At 29.4% G+C, this 20,055-nt stretch carries 19 protein-coding genes; 7 read left to right on the forward strand and 12 right to left on the reverse strand.

What is annotated here, in order from left to right:
- Positions 1–49: 49 nt before the first annotated feature.
- Both arsC and prfB read right to left on the reverse strand, forming a co-directional pair.
- Entirely contained in the window at positions 50–391 is a 342-nt protein-coding gene (gene arsC / locus FP421_RS05435; protein WP_159948359.1) for an arsenate reductase (glutaredoxin), read from the reverse strand.
- Between the two features lie 107 nt (positions 392–498).
- Positions 499–1,593, reverse strand: coding sequence for a peptide chain release factor 2 (prfB, locus tag FP421_RS05440; RefSeq protein WP_159948361.1), 1,095 nt, complete (start codon positions 1,591–1,593; stop codon positions 499–501).
- Positions 1,594–1,680: 87 nt separating this feature from the next.
- Here prfB and FP421_RS05445 point away from each other — a divergent pair, with 87 nt between their 5' ends.
- Positions 1,681–4,095, forward strand: a complete 2,415-nt coding sequence (locus tag FP421_RS05445) for a zinc-dependent metalloprotease (protein ID WP_159948570.1) — start codon at positions 1,681–1,683, stop codon at positions 4,093–4,095.
- A 30-nt stretch (positions 4,096–4,125) separates the two neighbouring features.
- On the opposite strand, the gene FP421_RS05450 is transcribed toward FP421_RS05445, so the two are convergent.
- Entirely contained in the window at positions 4,126–6,585 is a 2,460-nt protein-coding gene (locus tag FP421_RS05450) for a hypothetical protein (RefSeq protein WP_159948363.1), read from the reverse strand.
- Between the two features lie 134 nt (positions 6,586–6,719).
- On the opposite strand from FP421_RS05450, the gene FP421_RS05455 reads away from it, so the two are divergent.
- On the forward strand, positions 6,720–7,739 hold the full coding sequence (locus FP421_RS05455; RefSeq protein WP_159948365.1) for a threonine aldolase family protein: 1,020 nt from the start codon (positions 6,720–6,722) through the stop codon (positions 7,737–7,739).
- Here FP421_RS05455 and FP421_RS05460 read toward each other — a convergent pair.
- From FP421_RS05460 to FP421_RS05470, 3 genes are read right to left on the reverse strand one after another with little or no spacing between them, the layout of a single operon-like run.
- Positions 7,736–8,221 carry a hypothetical protein gene (locus tag FP421_RS05460; protein ID WP_159948367.1) on the reverse strand — a complete coding sequence of 162 codons (486 nt, stop codon included), beginning with the start codon at positions 8,219–8,221 and terminating at the stop codon, positions 7,736–7,738. The genes FP421_RS05455 and FP421_RS05460 overlap by 4 nt on opposite strands.
- An 8-nt stretch (positions 8,222–8,229) precedes the next feature.
- Entirely contained in the window at positions 8,230–8,844 is a 615-nt protein-coding gene (locus FP421_RS05465; protein WP_159948369.1) for a hypothetical protein, read from the reverse strand.
- 3 nt (positions 8,845–8,847) lie between these two features.
- On the reverse strand, positions 8,848–9,342 hold the full coding sequence (locus FP421_RS05470) for an RNA polymerase sigma factor (protein ID WP_159948371.1): 495 nt from the start codon (positions 9,340–9,342) through the stop codon (positions 8,848–8,850).
- A 118-nt stretch (positions 9,343–9,460) separates the two neighbouring features.
- Here FP421_RS05470 and FP421_RS05475 point away from each other — a divergent pair, with 118 nt between their 5' ends.
- The 5 genes from FP421_RS05475 to FP421_RS05495 all read left to right on the forward strand — a co-directional run bounded on the left by FP421_RS05475 (position 9,461) and on the right by FP421_RS05495 (position 14,410).
- The gene (locus FP421_RS05475) at positions 9,461–10,354 is read left to right on the forward strand and encodes a MerR family transcriptional regulator (protein ID WP_201288801.1); all 894 of its coding nucleotides are present in this window, start codon (positions 9,461–9,463) and stop codon (positions 10,352–10,354) included.
- Between the two features lie 61 nt (positions 10,355–10,415).
- Entirely contained in the window at positions 10,416–11,882 is a 1,467-nt protein-coding gene (locus tag FP421_RS05480) for a phytoene desaturase family protein (protein ID WP_159948375.1), read from the forward strand.
- Positions 11,883–11,884: 2 nt separating this feature from the next.
- Positions 11,885–12,727 (forward strand): phytoene/squalene synthase family protein, encoded by an 843-nt coding sequence (locus tag FP421_RS05485; protein WP_159948377.1) that lies wholly within the window; start codon positions 11,885–11,887, stop codon positions 12,725–12,727.
- 1 nt (position 12,728) lies between these two features.
- On the forward strand, positions 12,729–13,175 hold the full coding sequence (locus FP421_RS05490; RefSeq protein WP_201288802.1) for a sterol desaturase family protein: 447 nt from the start codon (positions 12,729–12,731) through the stop codon (positions 13,173–13,175).
- 83 nt (positions 13,176–13,258) lie between these two features.
- The gene (locus FP421_RS05495) at positions 13,259–14,410 is read left to right on the forward strand and encodes a lycopene cyclase family protein (RefSeq protein WP_159948379.1); all 1,152 of its coding nucleotides are present in this window, start codon (positions 13,259–13,261) and stop codon (positions 14,408–14,410) included.
- Here the strand turns inward: FP421_RS05495 and FP421_RS05500 are convergent.
- From FP421_RS05500 to FP421_RS05525, 6 genes are all read right to left on the reverse strand, one after another.
- Positions 14,407–15,135, reverse strand: coding sequence for an esterase family protein (locus FP421_RS05500; RefSeq protein WP_159948381.1), 729 nt, complete (start codon positions 15,133–15,135; stop codon positions 14,407–14,409). The genes FP421_RS05495 and FP421_RS05500 overlap by 4 nt on opposite strands.
- Before the next feature lie 27 nt (positions 15,136–15,162).
- Positions 15,163–15,780, reverse strand: coding sequence for a GDSL-type esterase/lipase family protein (locus FP421_RS05505; protein WP_159948383.1), 618 nt, complete (start codon positions 15,778–15,780; stop codon positions 15,163–15,165).
- Positions 15,781–15,817: 37 nt separating this feature from the next.
- A complete protein-coding gene (gene argH / locus FP421_RS05510) occupies positions 15,818–17,092 on the reverse strand; it encodes an argininosuccinate lyase (RefSeq protein ID WP_159948385.1) in 1,275 nt (424 codons plus the stop codon).
- 83 nt (positions 17,093–17,175) lie between these two features.
- Positions 17,176–18,243 carry a M20 family metallo-hydrolase gene (locus tag FP421_RS05515; protein ID WP_159948387.1) on the reverse strand — a complete coding sequence of 356 codons (1,068 nt, stop codon included), beginning with the start codon at positions 18,241–18,243 and terminating at the stop codon, positions 17,176–17,178.
- A gap of 1 nt (position 18,244) precedes the next feature.
- Positions 18,245–19,021 (reverse strand): acetylglutamate kinase, encoded by a 777-nt coding sequence (argB, locus tag FP421_RS05520; protein ID WP_159948389.1) that lies wholly within the window; start codon positions 19,019–19,021, stop codon positions 18,245–18,247.
- Between the two features lie 73 nt (positions 19,022–19,094).
- Positions 19,095–20,033: a Rossmann-fold NAD(P)-binding domain-containing protein gene (locus FP421_RS05525; RefSeq protein WP_159948391.1), complete on the reverse strand. Its 939-nt coding sequence runs from the start codon at positions 20,031–20,033 to the stop codon at positions 19,095–19,097.
- Positions 20,034–20,055: the final 22 nt, after the last annotated feature.

Here is a 20,055-nt window from a genome sequence, read left to right on the forward strand (position 1 = left end):
TTAGTTTAATTCAGTTAAAAAAAAGTTAAACAAAATTACAATATACTATTTAGAATATTTCTAATATGTTAGATGGTGGTCTACCAATAACAGCTTTGTTTTTGTAAACAACAATTGGTCTTTCAATTAACTTTGGGTTTTCTAGCATTGCAGCTATAATTTCTTCATCAGATAACTCTTTTGCTTTATAATTTTCTTTCCAAATTTTTTCAGTTTTTCTAATCAATTGAATAGGAGAGATGCCTAATTTTTTAATTATACTAGACAATTCATTTTCAGTTGGAACATCATCTAAATATTTAATAATTTCAAATTCTTTACCAGATTGTTCTAAAATAGTAAGTCCTTCTCTAGATTTTCTGCAACGTGGATTGTGGTATATTTTTATCATTTGTCTTAAGTTTACAAGTTTACAAGTTTATAAGTTTATAGGTTGAAGAAGTTAGAAGTAGGAAGTAAATTTGTAGTCTAATTTTCATTTTTGCAAACATCAAACAACTAATCACTCTTTTGTCCATTTAACATTAAATAGGCTTTTAAAAAGGCATTGATATTTCCATCCATAACCGCATCTACATTTCCTGTTTCGTGAGCTGTTCTTACATCTTTTACCAATTTATAAGGATGCATCACATAATTACGAATCTGACTTCCCCATTCATTTTTCATTTTATTGGCCTCAATATCGTCTCTTGCTGCTTGTTGTTTTTGTAATTCAATTTCATACAATTGCGATTTTAACATTTGTAATGCAGTTGCTCTGTTATCGTGTTGAGAACGAGAATTAGAACATTGAATTTGAATGCCTGTTGGTTTATGTAATAACTGAACTTTAGTTTCTACTTTATTTACATTTTGTCCACCTGCACCACTAGAACGAGCAGTAGTAATTTCTATATCTGCAGGGTTAATATCAATCTCAATGGATTCATCAGCAACTGGATAGACATATACTGAGGCAAAACTTGTATGACGTTTTGCATTACTATCAAAAGGAGAAATTCGCACTAATCTATGTACACCATTTTCACCTTTTAACCAGCCAAAAGCATAATCGCCTTCAATTTCTACAGTAACTGTTTTTATACCAGCTGTATCTCCTGCTTGATAATTGAGTGTTTTCAATTTAAAACCTTGTTTTTCAGACCACATGGTGTACATTCTAAACAACATTTCTGCCCAATCGCAGCTTTCTGTTCCTCCTGCACCAGCAGTTATTTGAATAGTTGCTGAAAGAGAATCACCTTCTTCAGATAACATGTTTTTAAACTCAATATCTTCTAAAAATGAGCTTGTTTTTTCAAATTGCTCTTCAACTTCTTTTTCATCAATTTCCTCTTCTTTGTAAAATTCATACAAGACATTTAAATCTTCATTAAAAGAAATGGCTTTATTGTAATCTTCAACCCATTTTTTCTTAAAACGTAATGCTTTCATCACTTTTTCAGCTTTTTTTGGATCGTTCCAAAAATTTGGGTTTGCAGTTTTTTCTTCTTCATTAGAAATTTCAATCAATTTTTTATCAATCTCTAAATAATCTTTTAGTTTCTCGATTCTTGTTGAAATATCTTTAAGTTGGTCTTGTGTAATCATAAGCTGAACAAAAATAAATGAAATTTTAAGATTTATGGTTTTAAAACTAAGCCTTATTTTTATAGATTTATAAAAAATATACCAATGATGAAAAAATTACTACTTCTTTTATTATTTCTATCAATTTATCTAAATGGATATTCTCAATTTTTCAACGAAAAATCAGGTAAAAATCTACAAAAAGGAATTTCAAAATATGAAGGTTATTTTACTTTTTATTACGATGAAAACAAAGACAAAATCTTTCTTCAAATAGATAAAATAAATCAAGATTTTCTATATGTACGTGCACTTTCAGAAGGTGTAGGTTCTAATGATATAGGTTTAGATAGAGGACAATTAGGAGGTGGTGTAGTAGTATATTTTAAAAAAGCAGGTAATAAAATTTTAATGGTTCAGCCTAACCAAGATTTTAGAGCAATCACTGATAATATAGAAGAGAAAAAATCGGTAAAAGAAGCATTTGCTAAATCTGTTTTACATGGTTTTGTCATTAAAGAGACAAAAAAAGATGTGTATTTAGTTGATGCTACCTCTTTTTTTATGAGAGATGCTCACGGTGTTGCATCTAGATTAGCAAGAAATAGACAAGGTCGTTATAGTTTAGATAAAAGTAGAAGTGCTTTTAATTTAGAACGTACAAAGGCATTTCCCAAAAATGTTGAATTTGATGTATTATTAACTTTTAAAGGAACACCAAAAGGATATAATATTAGAAGCGTAACTCCTGATGCTAGTGCTGTAAGTGTAAACCAACATCATTCTTTTGTTGAATTACCAGATGATAATTACAAGCCAAGAAAATACGATCCACGTTCTGGTTCTTGGCAAATGAGCTATTTAGATTATTCTACACCTGTAAATGAATCTATCACAAAACGATTTATTTATCGTCATCGATTAGAAAAGAAGAATCCTGAAGCAGCTATTTCAGAAGCAGTAGAACCCATTATTTATTATTTAGATAGAGGAACTCCAGAGCCAGTAAGAAGTGCTTTGTTAGATGGAGGAAGATGGTGGAATCAAGCTTTTGAAGCTGCAGGTTACAAAGATGCGTTTCAGTTTAAAATCTTACCAGAAGGCGCAGATATGCTAGATGTGCGTTATAATGTTGTGCAATGGGTTCATAGATCTACTCGAGGTTGGAGTTATGGTGCTAACATTTCAGATCCTAGAACTGGTGAAATTATAAAAGGTCATGTAAGCTTAGGAAGTTTGCGAATTCGTCAAGATTTTCTAATAGCACAAGCTTTACAAGCACCTTACAAAACTAATACTGTTGACGATAATTTTGCTTTGCAAATGGCAATTGCAAGAATTAGACAATTGTCTGCCCACGAAATAGGACATACTTTAGGTTTCTCTCATAATTTTGCAGCAAGTACAAATGGTAGAACTTCTGTAATGGATTATCCACATCCAAAATTTACATTAAAGAATGGTAAAATTGATTTTTCTAATGCATATGATGACAAAATTGGTGCTTGGGATAAAGTAACTGTAGCATACTCTTATCAAGATTTTCCTAAAGGCACTAATGAAGATTCAGCGTTAAATAAAATTTTAGTTGATGCTTATGCAAGCGGATTAAAATATTTATCAGATTCTGATGCAAGACCGCAAGGAAGTGCAAGTATCTCAGCACATTTGTGGGATAATGGAGATAATATTCACGATGAATTGTACAACCTTTTAAAAGTTAGAAAAAAGGCTATAGCTAATTTCTCTACAGATAATATTAAAACAGGACAACCTTATTCTGTATTAGAAGATGTATTTGTTCCATTGTATTTTTTACATAGATTTCAAACAGAAGCCACTTCTAAATTAATAGGAGGTTTAGCGTATAGTTATGCTGTAAAAGGAGGTAATCAAACCGTTGTAAAAAGAGTTTCAGGTACTACAGAAAGAATAGCGCTACAAGCAGTTTTAAGAACAATAGCAGTAGATGAAATTGCAATTCCTAAAGAAAAATTGGAGTTATTTCCACCAAGAGCTATTGGTTATGGTAGAACCCGTGAATCTTTTAATAGTAAATTGGGTGTTGCTTTTGATCCTTTTTCGGCTGTTGAAACGGCTAGTGAAATGACATTGAATTTAGTATTAAATCCACAAAGAATGTCTCGATTAATAGCTCATAAGAGTTTAGATAAAAGACAATTAGGCTTAGATGAGTTAATTGATGAATTGGTGAATAAAACGATCAAAAAAAGTCATAAGGATGGGTATTATCAAGAAATCCAAAACGTTATCAATACAAAGGTTTTAGAGCAATTATTTTATTTGGGAGCCTATAAAAATCAATACAAACAAGTAAATGCTATTGTTTTATCTAAATTAGATGAAATCAAAAAAATAATTACTGATAAAAAATCAGAAGGTGTTCAAAAAATGTACGATGCTGCAATGGTTAAAATGATAATTGGTTATTTGAAAAACCCTACTTCATTTAAAAAAACATCAGCACCAAAAATTCCTGATGGTTCACCCATTGGGAATTAAAAGAAAGTGAAGTGTTTCTATTTTAAATTTTTATTCAACAAAAATTTTAGAAGTTTTATACATTGGTTTACCCGTTACAGATATTCCTTCAATTTCAATAATGTATTCACTTTTAATATCAGAAGTAAAAAAAGAAATCTCTACAGGCTTGTTTCTAGTTACAATAATATTTGGAGCCCAATGAAGTGTAGTTCTAGCATCAGGTTTTGTTTGTTCTTCTATTCCATTAATATGGTCTGGAGCATAAAATTCTTTAGCAGTGTAAAAACCTGTTGCTTTATAATTTGTAATTCCTGGTTCTCTATCTATAAATCCGTCAGAACCACTTTTAGAGTATATTGAAATAACAGGAACGCTACTACTAAAAATAGCAATTTCAGGGCCAACCAAAACATCTACAAAAGAAACTTCAGCAGCTGGTATTCCACTCAATTCAATCGCTTCAATTGGCAGTTCGTTGTATAAAATTAAAGGTTCTAGATTACGCTGTCTGTTCACCCTTATTTGATCACCTACAACTGTTAAGCTTCCTATTGTAGCTAATAAATTAAAAATGTCCCCAAAAGAATTACTAGTTTCACTTAAATCTGTTCTATTAAAGGTATTTCCGTAAGAAGTCCTGTCACTCATTTCTTTATTTCTTTTGTTTTCAGCCGTTTTTAATTTAGCTTTTATCACTACTTCGTTCAATACGTTTTCAGACTTTAGGAATTCATTTTTAAGCCCTTGTAACTTTTTTTGTTGTTCTGTATAGGGTTTTATGAAAATTTCAAGTTGTTCTTTATTTGTAGAAGATTTTTTAAAAGAAGTTTCCAATTTTTTTTCGCCTAATTTTGGTGTAATAATTACTTTTTTATCTTCCTTTTTTTTAGATTTAAAATTGTTAAGCCTAGCTTCTACTATTATAGGAATGCTACCAAAAAACACAAAAGGTCCGTAAGAATAATTACCTAGACTATCTGTTTCTTTTATAGGTTCTTGTTTAAATAACCCCCCAGCAGGAAAAGTTAATCTTGTGTATTTTGGCTGAGAGTTTTTAGAAGATCTTATAGAAGTTACGTTTCCTTTAACCATAAAACCTTTTTCAGGTTTGTATTGTAGTGTATCTAATTTATCTACTAATAATTCTTGCCATGTAAATTTTCTCCAACCGTTTGTAAGCATGATTAAGTCTAATAAATATTTGCTTTTTCTTATTTCATTGTTATTAAAAAAGTAGTTAGGGTTTTTAATTTTACCTCTTAAATCAGAATTTAACAACAACCAAGTTTTTATATTTTCAGCAAATTTTTCTTTTGGTAAAGTGTTTATATTTTTAACTGATATAGAAAGTTTACTAGGTATTATAGTATCTAGACTGTTTTTTACGCTTATTTTTAAATTTACTTTTTTTCTAATTCCATAATAATCTTTTTCTTTTTCAATGTATATTTTTGGAGTATTTGCTTCTTTATAAACAAACACTAAACGTTCACAAACAGGATGTAAATTACTATCAAATAAAGTTATATGAATAACTCCATCATTAATTTGATTTACAGGGATTTGTAATGTTTTTTTATCAAAAGTATCTTTAAATTTATGATTGTATATTAATTTTCCTCTTTCGTGAATTAACAAAGAACTACCTAATAAGCCATTAGCTGTATTTGTATTTACGGATATGTATATTTTTTTATCAGAATTTACAACATTCAATACAAAACCTTTATCTAGGGCTTTAGGTAATTTATACTTAAAAGTATTGTTATTGTGTGTAAGCTTTGCAAAATAACTTTTTCCATTTTCAGGAATAATAGAAAATTCGCCCAAACCAAATTTAGTAGAAGTAAAACTAGTTATTATTTCATTATTTTCATCTATTATATTTCCTTGAACATTCAGTTTATCATAAATTTCATTTTTTAATTTAAGAGCAACCTTGTTCATTAAACCATTTACTAAATAACCACCTTGAGGATAAAAATTTAAATCTGGTTTAAATGTGGCCTCTTTATTAGAAACCTTTATGTCAACTTCTTTAGGTTTTTTTTCAGTAATTTCATTATCGTAAGACCAAATAATTATTTTTTTTTGAAAGAAATAAACATCACTTTGGTTTCTCATATAATTAGTATATGCTTTTATTTTATAAGTTCCAGGTTTTATACGATTAGATAATTTAAAATTCCCTGCCGTACTTAAACTATTCATAAATAGTTTTTTCCTGTCAATAAGGCTATCTTTTTCATTTCGTAATTCTACATATGCTAATAGACTTTTATTTGATTTTTGATGAGTAATTCCGTTAACTAAGTATGCTGTAAACCAGATGTTATCTTCTTTGTTGTAGTAAGTTTTGTCAGAATGAACGTATACTTTTTCTGGATAATTTTCTAAACTATATTTATGTAAAGTTTTAACAAGGTCTTTATCTAGATTCGTTTGTGCATTTGTAAATACAGAAAAAGTAACAAAAAAAGTGATTGAAAAGAATCTTAAAATATTCATGTAATGTAGGTCATAGCAATTTAACTCGTTAAAAATAGAATTATCTACAATAGAAAAAAATTAAATGTTGAAAAACACTTCATTTTTTTTGAATAACACTTTAAAAACGCTATTTTAGATTACAAATAATTAAGATGATAATTGATTTAATATCAGATACAGTAACTAAACCAACCAAAGAAATGTTAGATGTAATGATGTCTGCTAAAGTTGGTGATGATGTGTTTAACATGGATCCTACTGTAAATGTATTGCAAGAAAAAGTAGCCAATTTATTTGGAATGGAAGCAGCACTTTTTTTTCCTTCTGGAACTATGGCAAATCAAACAGCTATTAAAATTCACACACAACCTGGAGATATGGTAATTTGTGATAAATATGCACATATTTATAATTATGAAAGTGGAGGAGTGGCTTTTAATTCTGGAGTAACCTGTAAATTAATTGACGGAAATAGAGGTATGTTTACAGCATCGCATATAAAAGAATTAGCTTCTGTAAAGCCAGAAATTTATTTACCATATACAAAATTAGTTAGTATTGAAAATACAACAAATAAAGGAGGTGGAGCTTGTTGGGATTATTCTGAAATTGAAAAGATTTATCAAATTACAAAAGAAAATAACTTAGCGTTTCATTTAGATGGTGCTCGTTTATTTAATGCTTTAGTTGCTAAAAATGAGACACCAAAACAATATGGAGGCTTGTTCGATACTATTTCTATATGTTTTTCTAAAGGGTTAGGAGCTCCTGTGGGTTCTATGTTGTTAGGTACAAAAAATCATATTAAGAAAGCTTTACGCATTCGAAAGTTATTGGGTGGTGGAATGAGACAAGTTGGTTTTTTAGCAGCAGCAGCAAATTATGCTTTAGATCATCATGTAGAACGTTTAGCAGAAGACCATCAAAAAGCAAAAGAAATTGCAGAAGTTTTAGAAAACTGCTCTTACATCACTAAAATAGAACCTGTAGAAACAAATATTTTAATTTTTTATGTAGATGATGCAATAGGTGCAGATAATTTTATTGATAAAATGGCATCAAAAAATATTCTTTTAACTCCTATGGGAGAAGGAAAAATTAGAATAGTAACACATTTAAACTATACTGATGAAATGCACGAAATTTTGCTAAAAGAATTAAAGAACTTTTAGAAATAAAAACGCACAATTGGCGAAAAAGGTGAAGCATAAACACTCTTGTTTTCATCATATAAAACATCATATCTAAACCCAAATGCAAACCTTCCTTTATTGTAAGCAGCTCCTAAATATAAAGCAGGGAAACTAGTATTAGAACTTCCAGTAGAATCTCTCTGAGTGGCAAAAGATTGCTCAAATTCACCAGAAAGTTGAATTCCTATAATCGGAATTTGATATAAAGAAATGATACTACCTCCGTAAACATTTGTAGTAAAAGCACCAATTTCCGTGTAAATGTAATTTACACCAGCACCTAATGAGAAACCATTTTTAAAGTCATAAACTGCACTTGGAGAAATTCCTATGGTGGTTTGAGAACCAAAGCCTAAAGTAAATCCTCCACCAAAACGCACATTCTCCCAAAAATCAGATTTTTGTTGAGAAACAATTGTCAGTGAGAAACTAATACATAATAGGATAAAAATTTTCTTCATAAGGCTAACTAATTAAGGTTGTCTAATTTAGCCAATTCTTTATAATTTCTATTGAGTTTTCTTAATAAAATTCCGTAAAGTAATTGATAAAATAACCATAGAACTCCCAAAATTAAAAATGTTGCTATTAATGTAGAGACAGCGATTAATAGTATTTGTTTGGTATTGAATTCATCAAAATTAACATTAATGGTGGCAATCGTAAAAACAAGCATTACTAGCGCCATATAGCTTAAATTGAACAAAACATAATTTCTTACTGTTTTTCTGGTTTTTATAATTTTTTTCATTAACATTTTAGTAGAATCAATAGTTGAGATTTTAATATAATTTTGATAAAACATCCATAAAAAATAAAAAAGAATGACATATGCAGCTATTTGCGAGTAGAACACAAAATCTTCTAGACCCAATTTTTCATATTCTTTTAAGGCTTCATCCATATCAATGAAAAAATACATTGAGTTTAAAATTACAAATTCTAAAACTCCTATGATAAAAATCCATTTTACGATTGATGACGATTTTGAATGCGCCATTTTATAAATTTCAATTGATGAAAATTTACTAGTCTCTTCTGGTTGATTTTTCCAGGCTTTTTTATAATTATCTAATACATCCATAAATTATGGGTTTAGTATATTTTTTAATTTCTCTTTGGCTCTATTCATCTTAACTCTTGCGTTTACAGATGAAATACCTAGTGTTTCAGAAATTTCTTTATACGGTTTATCTTCAAGATATAAGAAGATTAAGGCTTTGTCAATATCATTTAATTTACGAATAGCTTTGTATAAAGCTTTTAGCTGACGTTCTTCAGTATCATCATAAACGTTTGATTTTATTTTAAACGCAACATCACTTATATCTTGAGTTTTTACTCTTCTTGTCGATTTTCGATATAGAGAAATTGCTGTATTCAAAGCAACTCTATACATCCAAGTGCTAAATTTTGAATCGCCTCTAAACTTTGAATAGTTTTTCCAAAGTTGGATGGTTATTTCTTGAAACAAATCATTATGAGCATCTCTACTTGTGGTGTATAACCTACAAATTTTGTGCGCTATATTTTGATTTTTTTCAAAGTCCGATAAAAATTTAGTTTCTAAATCTTTCTGCACTCCGTTATAGTTAGTTTATATAATAAGTAGCGTAAAATTATGAAATGTTACAATTTTGCTAAAAAATATTTTGTTTAATTATTTTGTTTTAAATTTGTTCAACTCAAAAATAAATTCATTGAACAATATTAAGCAAGATTTTACAATAAAAGACCTTGAAAATATTTCGGGTATTAAAGCACATACTATTCGTATTTGGGAAAAGAGGTATGATTTATTACAACCTAAAAGAACAAACACGAATATAAGATATTATTCTCATGATAGTGTGCAGAAGCTTTTAAACATTGTTTTATTAAATAAAAACAATTTTAAAATATCTAAAATTGCTAAAATGTCTGATGAAGAATTGCTAATGCAATCTCGAGAATTGGCATTTAGTGATGGAATAAATGATGAAGCTATTAATTCTTTTAAACTGTCAATGTTTCAGTTCGATAAGGTTTTATTCAACAATACATACAACAAGCTTTTACATAAGAAAACCTTTCGAGAAATATTTAAAGATGTTTTTATCCCTTTTTTAACTCATATTGGTCTACTTTGGCAGACAGATACTCTTCTCCCTGCGCATGAGCATTTTATTTCTAATTTAATTGCTCAAAAAATACAAATAAATACTGAAAAATTGCAATACAGTATATCAAACTCTAACAAAACTTTCGTATTATTTTTACCAGAAAATGAAATTCATGAGTTAGGTTTGTTATATTTGAACTATGAATTAGTTTTAAGAAGCAATCATACAATTTATCTTGGGCAAAGTTTACCATTAGACAATTTAGATTATTTCTTTAAAAACGGCAGAGAAATTTGCTTTGTAACTTCAATGACTGTTATGCCATATGACGATAAAATTGAAGATTATTTTAGAGAAATTGATGATATTTTAGATAATACCAAACATGAGCTTATTGCTATAGGTAGAAAAACATCTTTAGTAGAAAATTTAAAGTTCAAATCTAATATTACATTTCACGATAGAGTCTCTGACTTGTTAAAAGAATTATAATTTTTTTTTACGATATCTTGTTTGTTTAATATTTTGATATATTTGTTTAACAAAGTATTATATGAATAAAAATATACACATTATTGGCTCAGGTTTTTCTGCGCTTGCAGCTTCAAGCTATTTAGCGAAAGCAGGGTATAAGGTAACTGTTTTAGAGAAAAATAGTACCTTAGGAGGAAGAGCTAGACAATATAAAAATAAAGGCTTTACGTTCGATTTAGGTCCATCTTGGTATTGGATGCCAGATGTTTTTGAACGTTTTTTTGCTGATTTTGGCAAAAAACCTTCAGACTATTACACACTAGATAAATTAAGTCCAGGTTACGAGGTGTACTTTGGTAAAAAAGACTCAATTAAAATTTCTGATAAATTAGATGAAATTTACGAAACATTTGAAAAAGAAGAAACAGGAAGTAGTAAACACTTGAAAGCTTTTTTAGATTCTGCAAAATCCAATTACGATACTGCTATTAAAGATTTGGTATACAAACCAGGTGTTTCACCTTTAGAATTAGTAAATGCTACAACAATAACAAGAGTTTCTCAGTTTTTTTCTACCATTAGAAAACAAGTTAGAAAAAAAATTACTAATCCAAAATTGATTCAGATTTTAGAATTTCCTGTTTTGTTTTTAGGTGCAAAACCAAGCAATACTCCTGCATTTTATAATTTTATGAATTATGCTGATTTTGGCCTGGGCACATGGCATCCAAGAGGTGGAATGTACAAGGTTATAGAAGGTATGGTTACATTGGCTAAAACTTTAGGAGTAGAATTCCAAACAAACGCTAATGTTGAAAGAGTTTTAGTTGATACAAAGAAAAATGTTTCTGGTTTAATTGTAAATGGTGAAAAAATTGAAGCTAATTTGGTTTTGAGTGGAGCAGATTATCATCATACAGAGCAATTGTTAGACAGTAATTACAGGCAATATTCAGAATCTTATTGGAACAAAAAAACATTTGCACCATCATCATTGCTATTTTATGTAGGTTTTGATAAAAAAATTAAAAATGCATGTCACCATACGTTGTTTTTTGATACTGATTTTGACGAACATGCCAAAGAAATTTATGATCAACCAAGTTGGCCAAAAGACCCTCTTTTTTATGCTAACTTTACCTCAATGACAGATAAAACTTCTGCGCCAGAAGGAAAAGAAGCTGGTTTTTTTCTTATTCCTTTAGCTCCAGGAATTGAAGATACAGAAGAATTAAGAGAAGAATATTTTCATAAGATTATTGATCGATTTGAAAAATTAACTAATCAAGAAGTAAAAAAATATGTTATCTTTAAAAGGTCTTTCTGCGTAAATGATTTTACAAAAGAGTATAACTCTTACAAAGGAAATGCTTACGGAATGGCAAATACGTTATTGCAAACAGCATTTTTAAGACCAAAAATAAAAAGTAGTAAAGTTAATAATCTGTATTTTACAGGACAATTAACAGTTCCAGGTCCAGGTGTTCCACCAGCACTAATATCAGGTAAAATTGCTACAGAATTAATCCTTAAAAAACAAGCATAACTATGAAAGAATTATTTGACAAGACATCACATGATTGTAGCAAATTAGTTACAAAAAGTTACAGTACTTCTTTTTCTTTAGCTGTAAATATGTTGTCTCCAAAGATTAGAACTGATATTTATAATATTTACGGGTTTGTGCGTTTTGCAGATGAAATTGTAGATACATTTCATGATTATAATAAAGAAACATTAATGGCAAATTTTGAGAGAGATTACTATTTAGCCAAAGCTCAAGGTATAAGCTTAAACCCAATTTTAAATTCATTTCAACAAACCGTTACCAGATATAATATATCCGATGATATGGTTCAAGCTTTCTTAAAAAGTATGAAAGCAGATTTACACAAAACACAATATCAAACAAAAGCAGAGTATGATGAGTATATCTATGGTTCTGCAGATGTTGTTGGGTTAATGTGCTTAAAGGTTTTTGTAGATGGAGATGATAAAAGGTATCAAGAATTAAAAGATGCTGCAATGCGATTAGGTTCTGCTTTTCAGAAAGTAAACTTTTTAAGAGATCTCAAGGCTGATTTTGAAGAATTAAATCGTTCGTATTTTCCTAATGTAGACCTGGGGCAATTAGATGCTGCGTCTAAACAACTTATTATTGATGAAATTGAAGCCGATTTTGATTATGCTTACAAAGAAGGAATTCTTAAATTGCCAGTTGAAGCTAAATTCGGTGTTTATATGGCTTATAGGTACTACAGAAGGTTACTAAAAAAGCTAAAATCTGTTCCGTCAGAAAAAATAATGGATACTAGAATACGTATTTCAGACCCAATGAAAATTAATTTATTAGCAAGAAGTTACGTTAAATACAAACTAAATATTATTTAAAATGATATATGCATTAATTACTCTTGGAGTTTTTGTACTCATGGAAGGTATTACTTGGTGTACACACAAATATGTGATGCATGGTTTTGGTTGGTTTTTGCATGAAGATCATCACGAACCTGGATATCCACATGTTTTTGAGAAAAATGATGCGTTCTTTATTGTTTTTGCAATACCTAGCATGTTACTTTTTTTATTTGGTACATATACCGAATACACTTTTTTATTCTTTATTGGTTTAGGAATTTTAATGTATGGAATTGCATATTTTCTAATTCATGATGTATTAATTCATCAGCGTTTCAAATGGTTTAAAAGAACTAATAATTGGTACTTAAAAGCACTTAGAAAAGCTCATAAAGTTCATCACAAAAACATGGGGAAAGAAGATAGCCAATGCTTTGGGATGTTATTTGTACCTATTAAATACTTTAAAGAATATATTTAGATAATAGGTTTTATATATTTGATTTTGAGTTAATTGATTGTTTTAATAAGTATCTATAAGATAAATCTATAATAACCAATAATATGACTAATTATGATTACATTATTGTTGGTTCTGGAGCGTCTGGATTACTAATGGCATATAGAATGTCTTTAGATTCTTTTTTTGATGATGCAACCATACTTCTAGTTGATAAAGAAAGAAAGACAAAAAACGACAGAACTTGGTGTTTTTGGGAAGCTCATAATGGAGAATGGGATAGTATACTCACCACATCTTGGAACACGATTAAATTTAAATCTGATATTTATAGAACTAAAAAAAGTATTACTCCTTATCAATACAAAATGATTAAGAGTAGTGATTTTTATAAAAAAATTTGGTGTCAGATTGAAAAGAAAGAAAATATTACTTTCCTAAAAGAAGAGGTTATTGGTATTCATCAAAATAATAATAAAGCAAATATTATTACTGTAAATAATAAACTAGAAGCTAAAGTAGTTTTAAATAGTGTTTTATTTACCAACGATTATCAACAGCAAAATAAATATCCCGTTTTACAACAGCACTTTGTTGGGTATTTTATAAAAACAAAGTATGATCTTTTTGAAGATTCAGCAGCAACTTTTATGGATTTTACGATCCCTCAAAAGGGAAATACAAGATTTATGTATGTATTGCCATATGCTAAAAATGAAGCACTGTTTGAGTATACTTTATTCTCTTCTGATTTATTGGAATATAGAGAATATAAAATTGCTATAGAAGCATATTTAAAGGAAAAAAAAATTAAAGACTATGAAATTATAGAAAAAGAACGTGGCTCAATACCTATGACATGTTATGAGTTCTGGAAAGCTAATTCAGAAAATATTATTAATATAGGTACAGCAGGTGGTTGGTCTAAAGCCAGTACTGGATTTACTTTTAAGAATATTGATAGAAATTCTAAGAGATTAATTGAGCATATGAAGGCAAAAAAACCGTTACAAACTTTTCATAAAAAAAATAAGTTTTGGTTGTATGATTTATTGTTGTTAGATATTTTATCTGAGAAAAATTATCTGGGTGCTACAATTTTTGGTCATATGTTTAAAAATAATCAACCCCAAAAAATATTAAAATTTTTAGATGAAGAAACCTCTTTATTAGAAGATTTACAAATTCAATTAAAAATGCCCCCTTACCAATTTGTAAGAGCATTATTTAGAAGGGGATTAAGAAGGTTTTTTTAAAAATAAATTTTCACCATTTTTCTCCAATATCTTGCCTTATGAGCTCTTTCATCCCATTCAAAAAGTTGATGTGAAATTCCTTTTTCTTTTAAAATATTAGATAAAATATAATTACTTTCTAAAAAAGGATCTTCTTTTCCAATAATTAAAATGATATCCATTTTAGCTATCTGCTGAATCAAATTAGGATCTTCTAAATTTTTCAAATATTGATTAGGCATGTTAAAATACACAAAATCATTATGAAAATTACTCAATAAATCTCTAAAATACTCTTTTGATTTTGTCAAATCATAGCGTCCACTCATGCCAACAACTTTACAAAACAATTCTGGGTGACGCATTGCTACATTCACTGCATGATATGCTCCTAAACTACATCCTGCAGAAATTACATTATCATTTTTATTGATTAAGTTGGCAAGTGGTAATACTTCTTCTATAACATATTTTTCATACTGAATATGTCTGTAAATACGATAACCTGGATGAGCAAAACTATTATAAAACGATTCTAAATCAACACTATCAACACAAAAAACTTGTAAGTCTCCATTTTTGATTTTCTCTTTTAGTGCTGCAATAACCTTCCAGTTTTCATAATCATAGAAACGTCCCATTCTAGGTGGAAAGAATAATACTTTTGCACCAGAATGACCAAATATTAATAGTTCCATATCTTTTTCTAGGTTAGAACTATACCATTTATGGTATTCACGTTTCATTAAAATGTATATATAGAATATAGTTCCTTAAATTCTTTGTAGAACTTTCTCAGGAAATATATCTGTCTTTTTTTGGAGTGCTTCTAGTAATACTTTATAGCCTTCTGCATTAAAATGTAATCCGTCTTCCTCAAAGTATTTTTCATCTGGATTACCTTCTTCATCCAATAAATCATTAAAAATATTGATGTAGAAGAAATTTTCATTTGTATGCATTAAAGATTTTATACACGCATTTGTATAATGGATACTTTCTTGTAAATGTCTACGAGCAATACTGGGTTTTATAGAAATACAGGTACATTTTATATTTCCATATTTTGCTCTGATTTTAGCTAATAGGTTTTCTAAAAACAGGACAGTTTCTTCAGGATGCCTTCCATCTCCTAAATCATTATCACCAGCATAAATTACAATGGATTCTGGTTTTTTAATATTCTTAAAAACCCGATCAAAAAACCATGTACACGCAGCTAATGTAGAGCCTCCAAAACCTAAGTTAATTGGGTTGTAGTCTTCAAAAATAGTTTCTATCTCGTCCCATAAAGTAAACGTAGAACTACCATAAAATACTAATTTAGGATTAAATTCTAAATTCTGAATTTTATTTTCTAATCGTAGTAAATCATCATGAAACCAAAACATAAATTACTTTTTTTGCTAAAATAAGATTTTCATTTAATTATCTAGGAAACTTCGCTTTAATCTTATCCAAGCCTAAATTATGAATACTCCCTAAATGTGTATGTTCTTTTCCTAAATCTGGAGTGTAAGTTCCTTCTTGAACTTGACCACCAATCTTTTGATAAGCTTCTCTAAAAGACATGCCTTCTACCACTAAATTATTAATAGAATCTACAGTAAATAAGTATTGATATTTTTCATCATTCAAATCAATATCTTTTACAATGACTTGCTGAATTGCATAATTAAAAATGTCTAAAATATCTTTTACATCTTCAAAAGCATTGATAATATTTTCTTTTAACAATTGAAAATCTCTGTGATATCCTGTTGGTAAATTATTGGTAATCAGTAACATTTCTGAATGTAAAGCTTGAATTTTATTACACTTTCCACGAATCAATTCAAAAACATCTGGATTTTTTTTGTGGGGCATAATACTACTTCCTGTAGTTAATTCATCAGGAAACGTAATAAAACCAAAATTCTGACTCATATACAAGCAAACATCCATAGAAAAACGAGCCATTGTGTTACACAATCCACCCAAAGCAGATGCTATAGAACGTTCGCTTTTTCCACGGCTTAATTGAGCAGCAACTACGTTGTACTTTAAGGTTGCAAATTCTAGTTCTTTGGTAGTTAACTCTCTATCAATAGGGAAGGAGCTACCATAACCTGCAGCAGAACCTAAAGGATTTTGATCTACTACTTTTGCAACTGCATTTAGCATATAAACATCGTCTATTAACAATTCTGCATAGGCAGAAAACCACAATCCAAAAGATGAAGGCATGGCTACTTGTAAATGCGTATAACCAGGTAACAAACTTTTTTTATGAGTTTCTGCTAGGTTTAAAAGCGTATCAAAAAGCGTTTTTGTTTTATCATTAATAATTGCCAAGTTTTCTTTGTAATACAGTTGTAAAGCCACTAAAACTTGATCATTTCTAGAACGAGCCGTATGAATTTTTTTTCCAACTACTCCTAATTTATTCGTTAGTTCCCACTCAATTTTAGAATGTACATCTTCAAAAGACGGTTCAATCACAAAAGTTCCGTTTTCAATATCTGTAGCTAATTCTTGTAAACCCTTTTTTAAGTCAGTCAACTCATCAGCAGAAATAATACCAATAGATTCTAACATAATTGCATGCGCTAAAGAAGCTTGTACATCGTATTTAGCAATGTGAATGTCTATTTCTCTATCATTACCAACTGTAAAGTTTTCTATTTGTTTGTCTATGGTAAATCCTTTATCCCAAAGTTTCATATTTTCTTGGTTTTTGGTTTTTGGTTTTTGGTTTTTAGTTCTGATATCTTAACCATCAACTACAAACCAACAACCAATAACTATTATATTATTACTCTATTCAACAATTCCACATAAATCTCTATTCCTTCTTCAATTTCAGCCAAATATATAAATTCATTCGCAGAATGAGAACGAGTACTATCTCCAGGTCCTAATTTTAAAGATTGGCAAGTTAACACAGATTGGTCTGATAATGTTGGTGAACCATAAGTTTCTCTTCCCATAGCAATTCCTGCTTTTACCAAATCGTGTTCTAAAGAAATAGAAGAGGAGTTCAGGCGTAAACTTCTTGGGGTAATTTTAGTACAAGGTGATTGTTCTTGTAAAATATCTGCAATTTCTTGATTTGAATAGGCATCATTTACACGCACATCTATCACCAAATCTACATGACCAGGAACTACATTGTGTTGTGAACCTGCATTTATTTGAGTAACCGTCATTTTTACATCACCTAAAGCATCAGAAGATTTGTCAAACTTAAAGTCTTTAAACCATTGTAAAACTTCAATAGTGTTATAAATTGCATTGTTATCATTTGGATGTGCAGCATGACTTGGAGTTCCATCAACTTCTGCATCAAAAACTACTAAACCTTTTTCTGCAACTGCTAAATTCATCAAAGTAGGTTCTCCAACTATGGCAACATCTATATGTGGAATAATTGGTAACATACTATTCAATCCATTATTTCCACTATTTTCTTCTTCTGCAGAAGCCACAATAACCAAGTTGTATTTTAGATTTTCTACAGCATAAAACTTAGTAAAAGTTGCTATTAAAGACACTAAACAACCACCTGCATCATTAGAACCTAAACCATATAATTTGCCATCTTCTACAAAGGCTTTAAATGGATCATTTGTGTATTTAGAATTTGGTTTTACAGTGTCATGATGAGAGTTGAGTAACAATGTAGGCTTGCTCTCATCAAAATATTTATTGGTTGCCCAAACATTGTTTTTAGTTCTTTTAAACGGAATTTTATACTCTTTAAACCAATTTTCTATTAAAACCGCTGTTTTATCCTCTTCAGTAGAAAAAGATTGTGTTTCTATTAAACTTTTTAAAAGTGCTATTGCTTTTTCTGTTAGTTGTTTTATTTCCATTTTATAAAGTGATGGTTGTAAAGTTCGTATTTTCTTTTGTAAACATAGCTGTATTGCCAATATGTACTTTTTGTACACCATTATTTAGTGCATCAAAACAATTGTCTATTTTAGGAATCATACCATCTGTAATGATATTGTTTGCTAAAAGATTTTGGTATTTTTCTGTATTTATTTGCTGAATTACAGAGGTTTTATCATTAAAATCTTCTAAAACACCATTCAGCTCAAAACAATAGTAAATAGATGTATTATAAATTTTACTCATAGCCACAGCAATGGTGCTTGCAATGGTATCTGCATTGGTGTTTAGTAATTGCCCATTTCCATCATGGGTAATAGCGCAAAAAACAGGTGTAAAATCTGCTTTGATTAATTTATCAATGGAATGATTTGCTACTTTTTTTACATCACCAACAAAACCAAAATCAATTTCTTTTACAGGTCTTTTATCTGATTGTATACTGTTGATATCTGCACCAGTTAAACCAATTGCATTGATATTTAAGGATTGTAATTTAGCCACAACGTTTTTGTTGACTAAACCACCATAAACCATGGTAATAACCTCCAAAGTCTCAGCATCAGTAATACGTCTACCATTTACCATTTTAGATTCAATGCCTAATTTTGAGGCGATAAAAGTTGCCTTTTTTCCACCTCCATGTACTAAAATTTTGTTTCCTTCTAATTCAGAAAAAAGTTTTAGAAAATTGTTTAAAGAAGTTTCATCTTCTATAATATTTCCTCCTATTTTTATGATTGATAGTTTTTCCATAAGTGCTGAACTTGTTTCAGTATCTTTTTGTTTTTATCTTAGATTCTGAATCAAGTTCAGAATTGCGAAGATTTTACAAATCCTCTAATATTTTTTTAAGAACCAATTGTGCTGCAAAAGTTCTATTATTTGCTTGTTCTATGACCAAAGAATTTTCACCATCTAAGACAGCATCTTCTACAACAACATTTCTTCTTACTGGCAAACAATGCATAAACTTAGCATTTCCTATTTTTTCTTTAGTGATTGTCCAATTATCATCAACCTCTAAAACTTTACCATAATCTTTATAAGAACTCCAGTTTTTGGTATACACAAAATCAGCATCTTTAAACGCTGCTGACTGATTGTGATAAATAGGTGTGTCTTTTGTTATTTTTGGATTTAAATCATATCCTTCAGGATTTGCAATTACAAATTCTACATCCATTTTTTGCATTGCTTGTACAAAGCTATTACCCACTGCATGTGGTAAAGCTTTGATGTGTGGAGCCCAACTTAAAACCACTTTTGGTTTCTTTTTATTAGAATTTTCAGCAATAGTAATCGCATCTGTTAAACCTTGTAAAGGATGACCAGTTGCACTTTCCATACTTACAATGGGCACAGAAGCAAATTTTACAAAAGAATTTAAAACTTGTTCAGACTCGTCTTTTTCTTTGTCTGTTAAGCTTGGAAAAGCTCTTACAGCGATTACATCACAATATTGAGAAACTACTGCTGCAGCTTCTTTTATGTGTTCTGCAGTATTACCATTCATTACAGTGCCATCTCCAAACTCAATACCCCAAGCATCACCAGAAACATTCATAACTATTGGATCCATGCCTAAATTTAAAGCGGCTTTTTGTGTACTTAAACGTGTACGTAAACTCGAGTTAAAGAATAACAAACCTAATGTTTTGTGTTGCCCTAATTCTTTGTTTGCTAATGGATTTGCTTTAATTTTTTTTGCTTCTTCAATCCAAGAATTGATATCATCAATATCGTTTATAGATGTGTAATTTTTCATTTCTGTGATTATTTCTCAGACC

It is taken from the genome of Polaribacter septentrionalilitoris, from assembly GCF_009832745.1.
Classification (GTDB): Bacteria; Bacteroidota; Bacteroidia; order Flavobacteriales; family Flavobacteriaceae; genus Polaribacter; species Polaribacter septentrionalilitoris.

Bases quoted from the DNA above. Each gene is read 5' to 3' on its own strand.
- arsC (WP_159948359.1), bottom strand. From the start codon at position 391: ATGATAAAAATATACCACAATCCACGTTGCAGAAAATCTAGAGAAGGA.
- prfB (WP_159948361.1), bottom strand. From the start codon at position 1,593: ATGATTACACAAGACCAACTTAAAGATATTTCAACAAGAATCGAGAAA.
- FP421_RS05445 (WP_159948570.1), top strand. From the start codon at position 1,681: ATGAAAAAATTACTACTTCTTTTATTATTTCTATCAATTTATCTAAAT.
- FP421_RS05450 (WP_159948363.1), bottom strand. From the start codon at position 6,585: ATGAATATTTTAAGATTCTTTTCAATCACTTTTTTTGTTACTTTTTCT.
- FP421_RS05455 (WP_159948365.1), top strand. From the start codon at position 6,720: ATGATAATTGATTTAATATCAGATACAGTAACTAAACCAACCAAAGAA.
- FP421_RS05460 (WP_159948367.1), bottom strand. From the start codon at position 8,221: ATGAAGAAAATTTTTATCCTATTATGTATTAGTTTCTCACTGACAATT.
- FP421_RS05465 (WP_159948369.1), bottom strand. From the start codon at position 8,844: ATGGATGTATTAGATAATTATAAAAAAGCCTGGAAAAATCAACCAGAA.
- FP421_RS05480 (WP_159948375.1), top strand. From the start codon at position 10,416: ATGAATAAAAATATACACATTATTGGCTCAGGTTTTTCTGCGCTTGCA.
- FP421_RS05485 (WP_159948377.1), top strand. From the start codon at position 11,885: ATGAAAGAATTATTTGACAAGACATCACATGATTGTAGCAAATTAGTT.
- FP421_RS05490 (WP_201288802.1), top strand. From the start codon at position 12,729: ATGATATATGCATTAATTACTCTTGGAGTTTTTGTACTCATGGAAGGT.
- FP421_RS05495 (WP_159948379.1), top strand. From the start codon at position 13,259: ATGACTAATTATGATTACATTATTGTTGGTTCTGGAGCGTCTGGATTA.
- FP421_RS05500 (WP_159948381.1), bottom strand. From the start codon at position 15,135: ATGAAACGTGAATACCATAAATGGTATAGTTCTAACCTAGAAAAAGAT.
- FP421_RS05505 (WP_159948383.1), bottom strand. From the start codon at position 15,780: ATGTTTTGGTTTCATGATGATTTACTACGATTAGAAAATAAAATTCAG.
- argH (WP_159948385.1), bottom strand. From the start codon at position 17,092: ATGAAACTTTGGGATAAAGGATTTACCATAGACAAACAAATAGAAAAC.
- FP421_RS05515 (WP_159948387.1), bottom strand. From the start codon at position 18,243: ATGGAAATAAAACAACTAACAGAAAAAGCAATAGCACTTTTAAAAAGT.
- argB (WP_159948389.1), bottom strand. From the start codon at position 19,021: ATGGAAAAACTATCAATCATAAAAATAGGAGGAAATATTATAGAAGAT.
- FP421_RS05525 (WP_159948391.1), bottom strand. From the start codon at position 20,033: ATGAAAAATTACACATCTATAAACGATATTGATGATATCAATTCTTGG.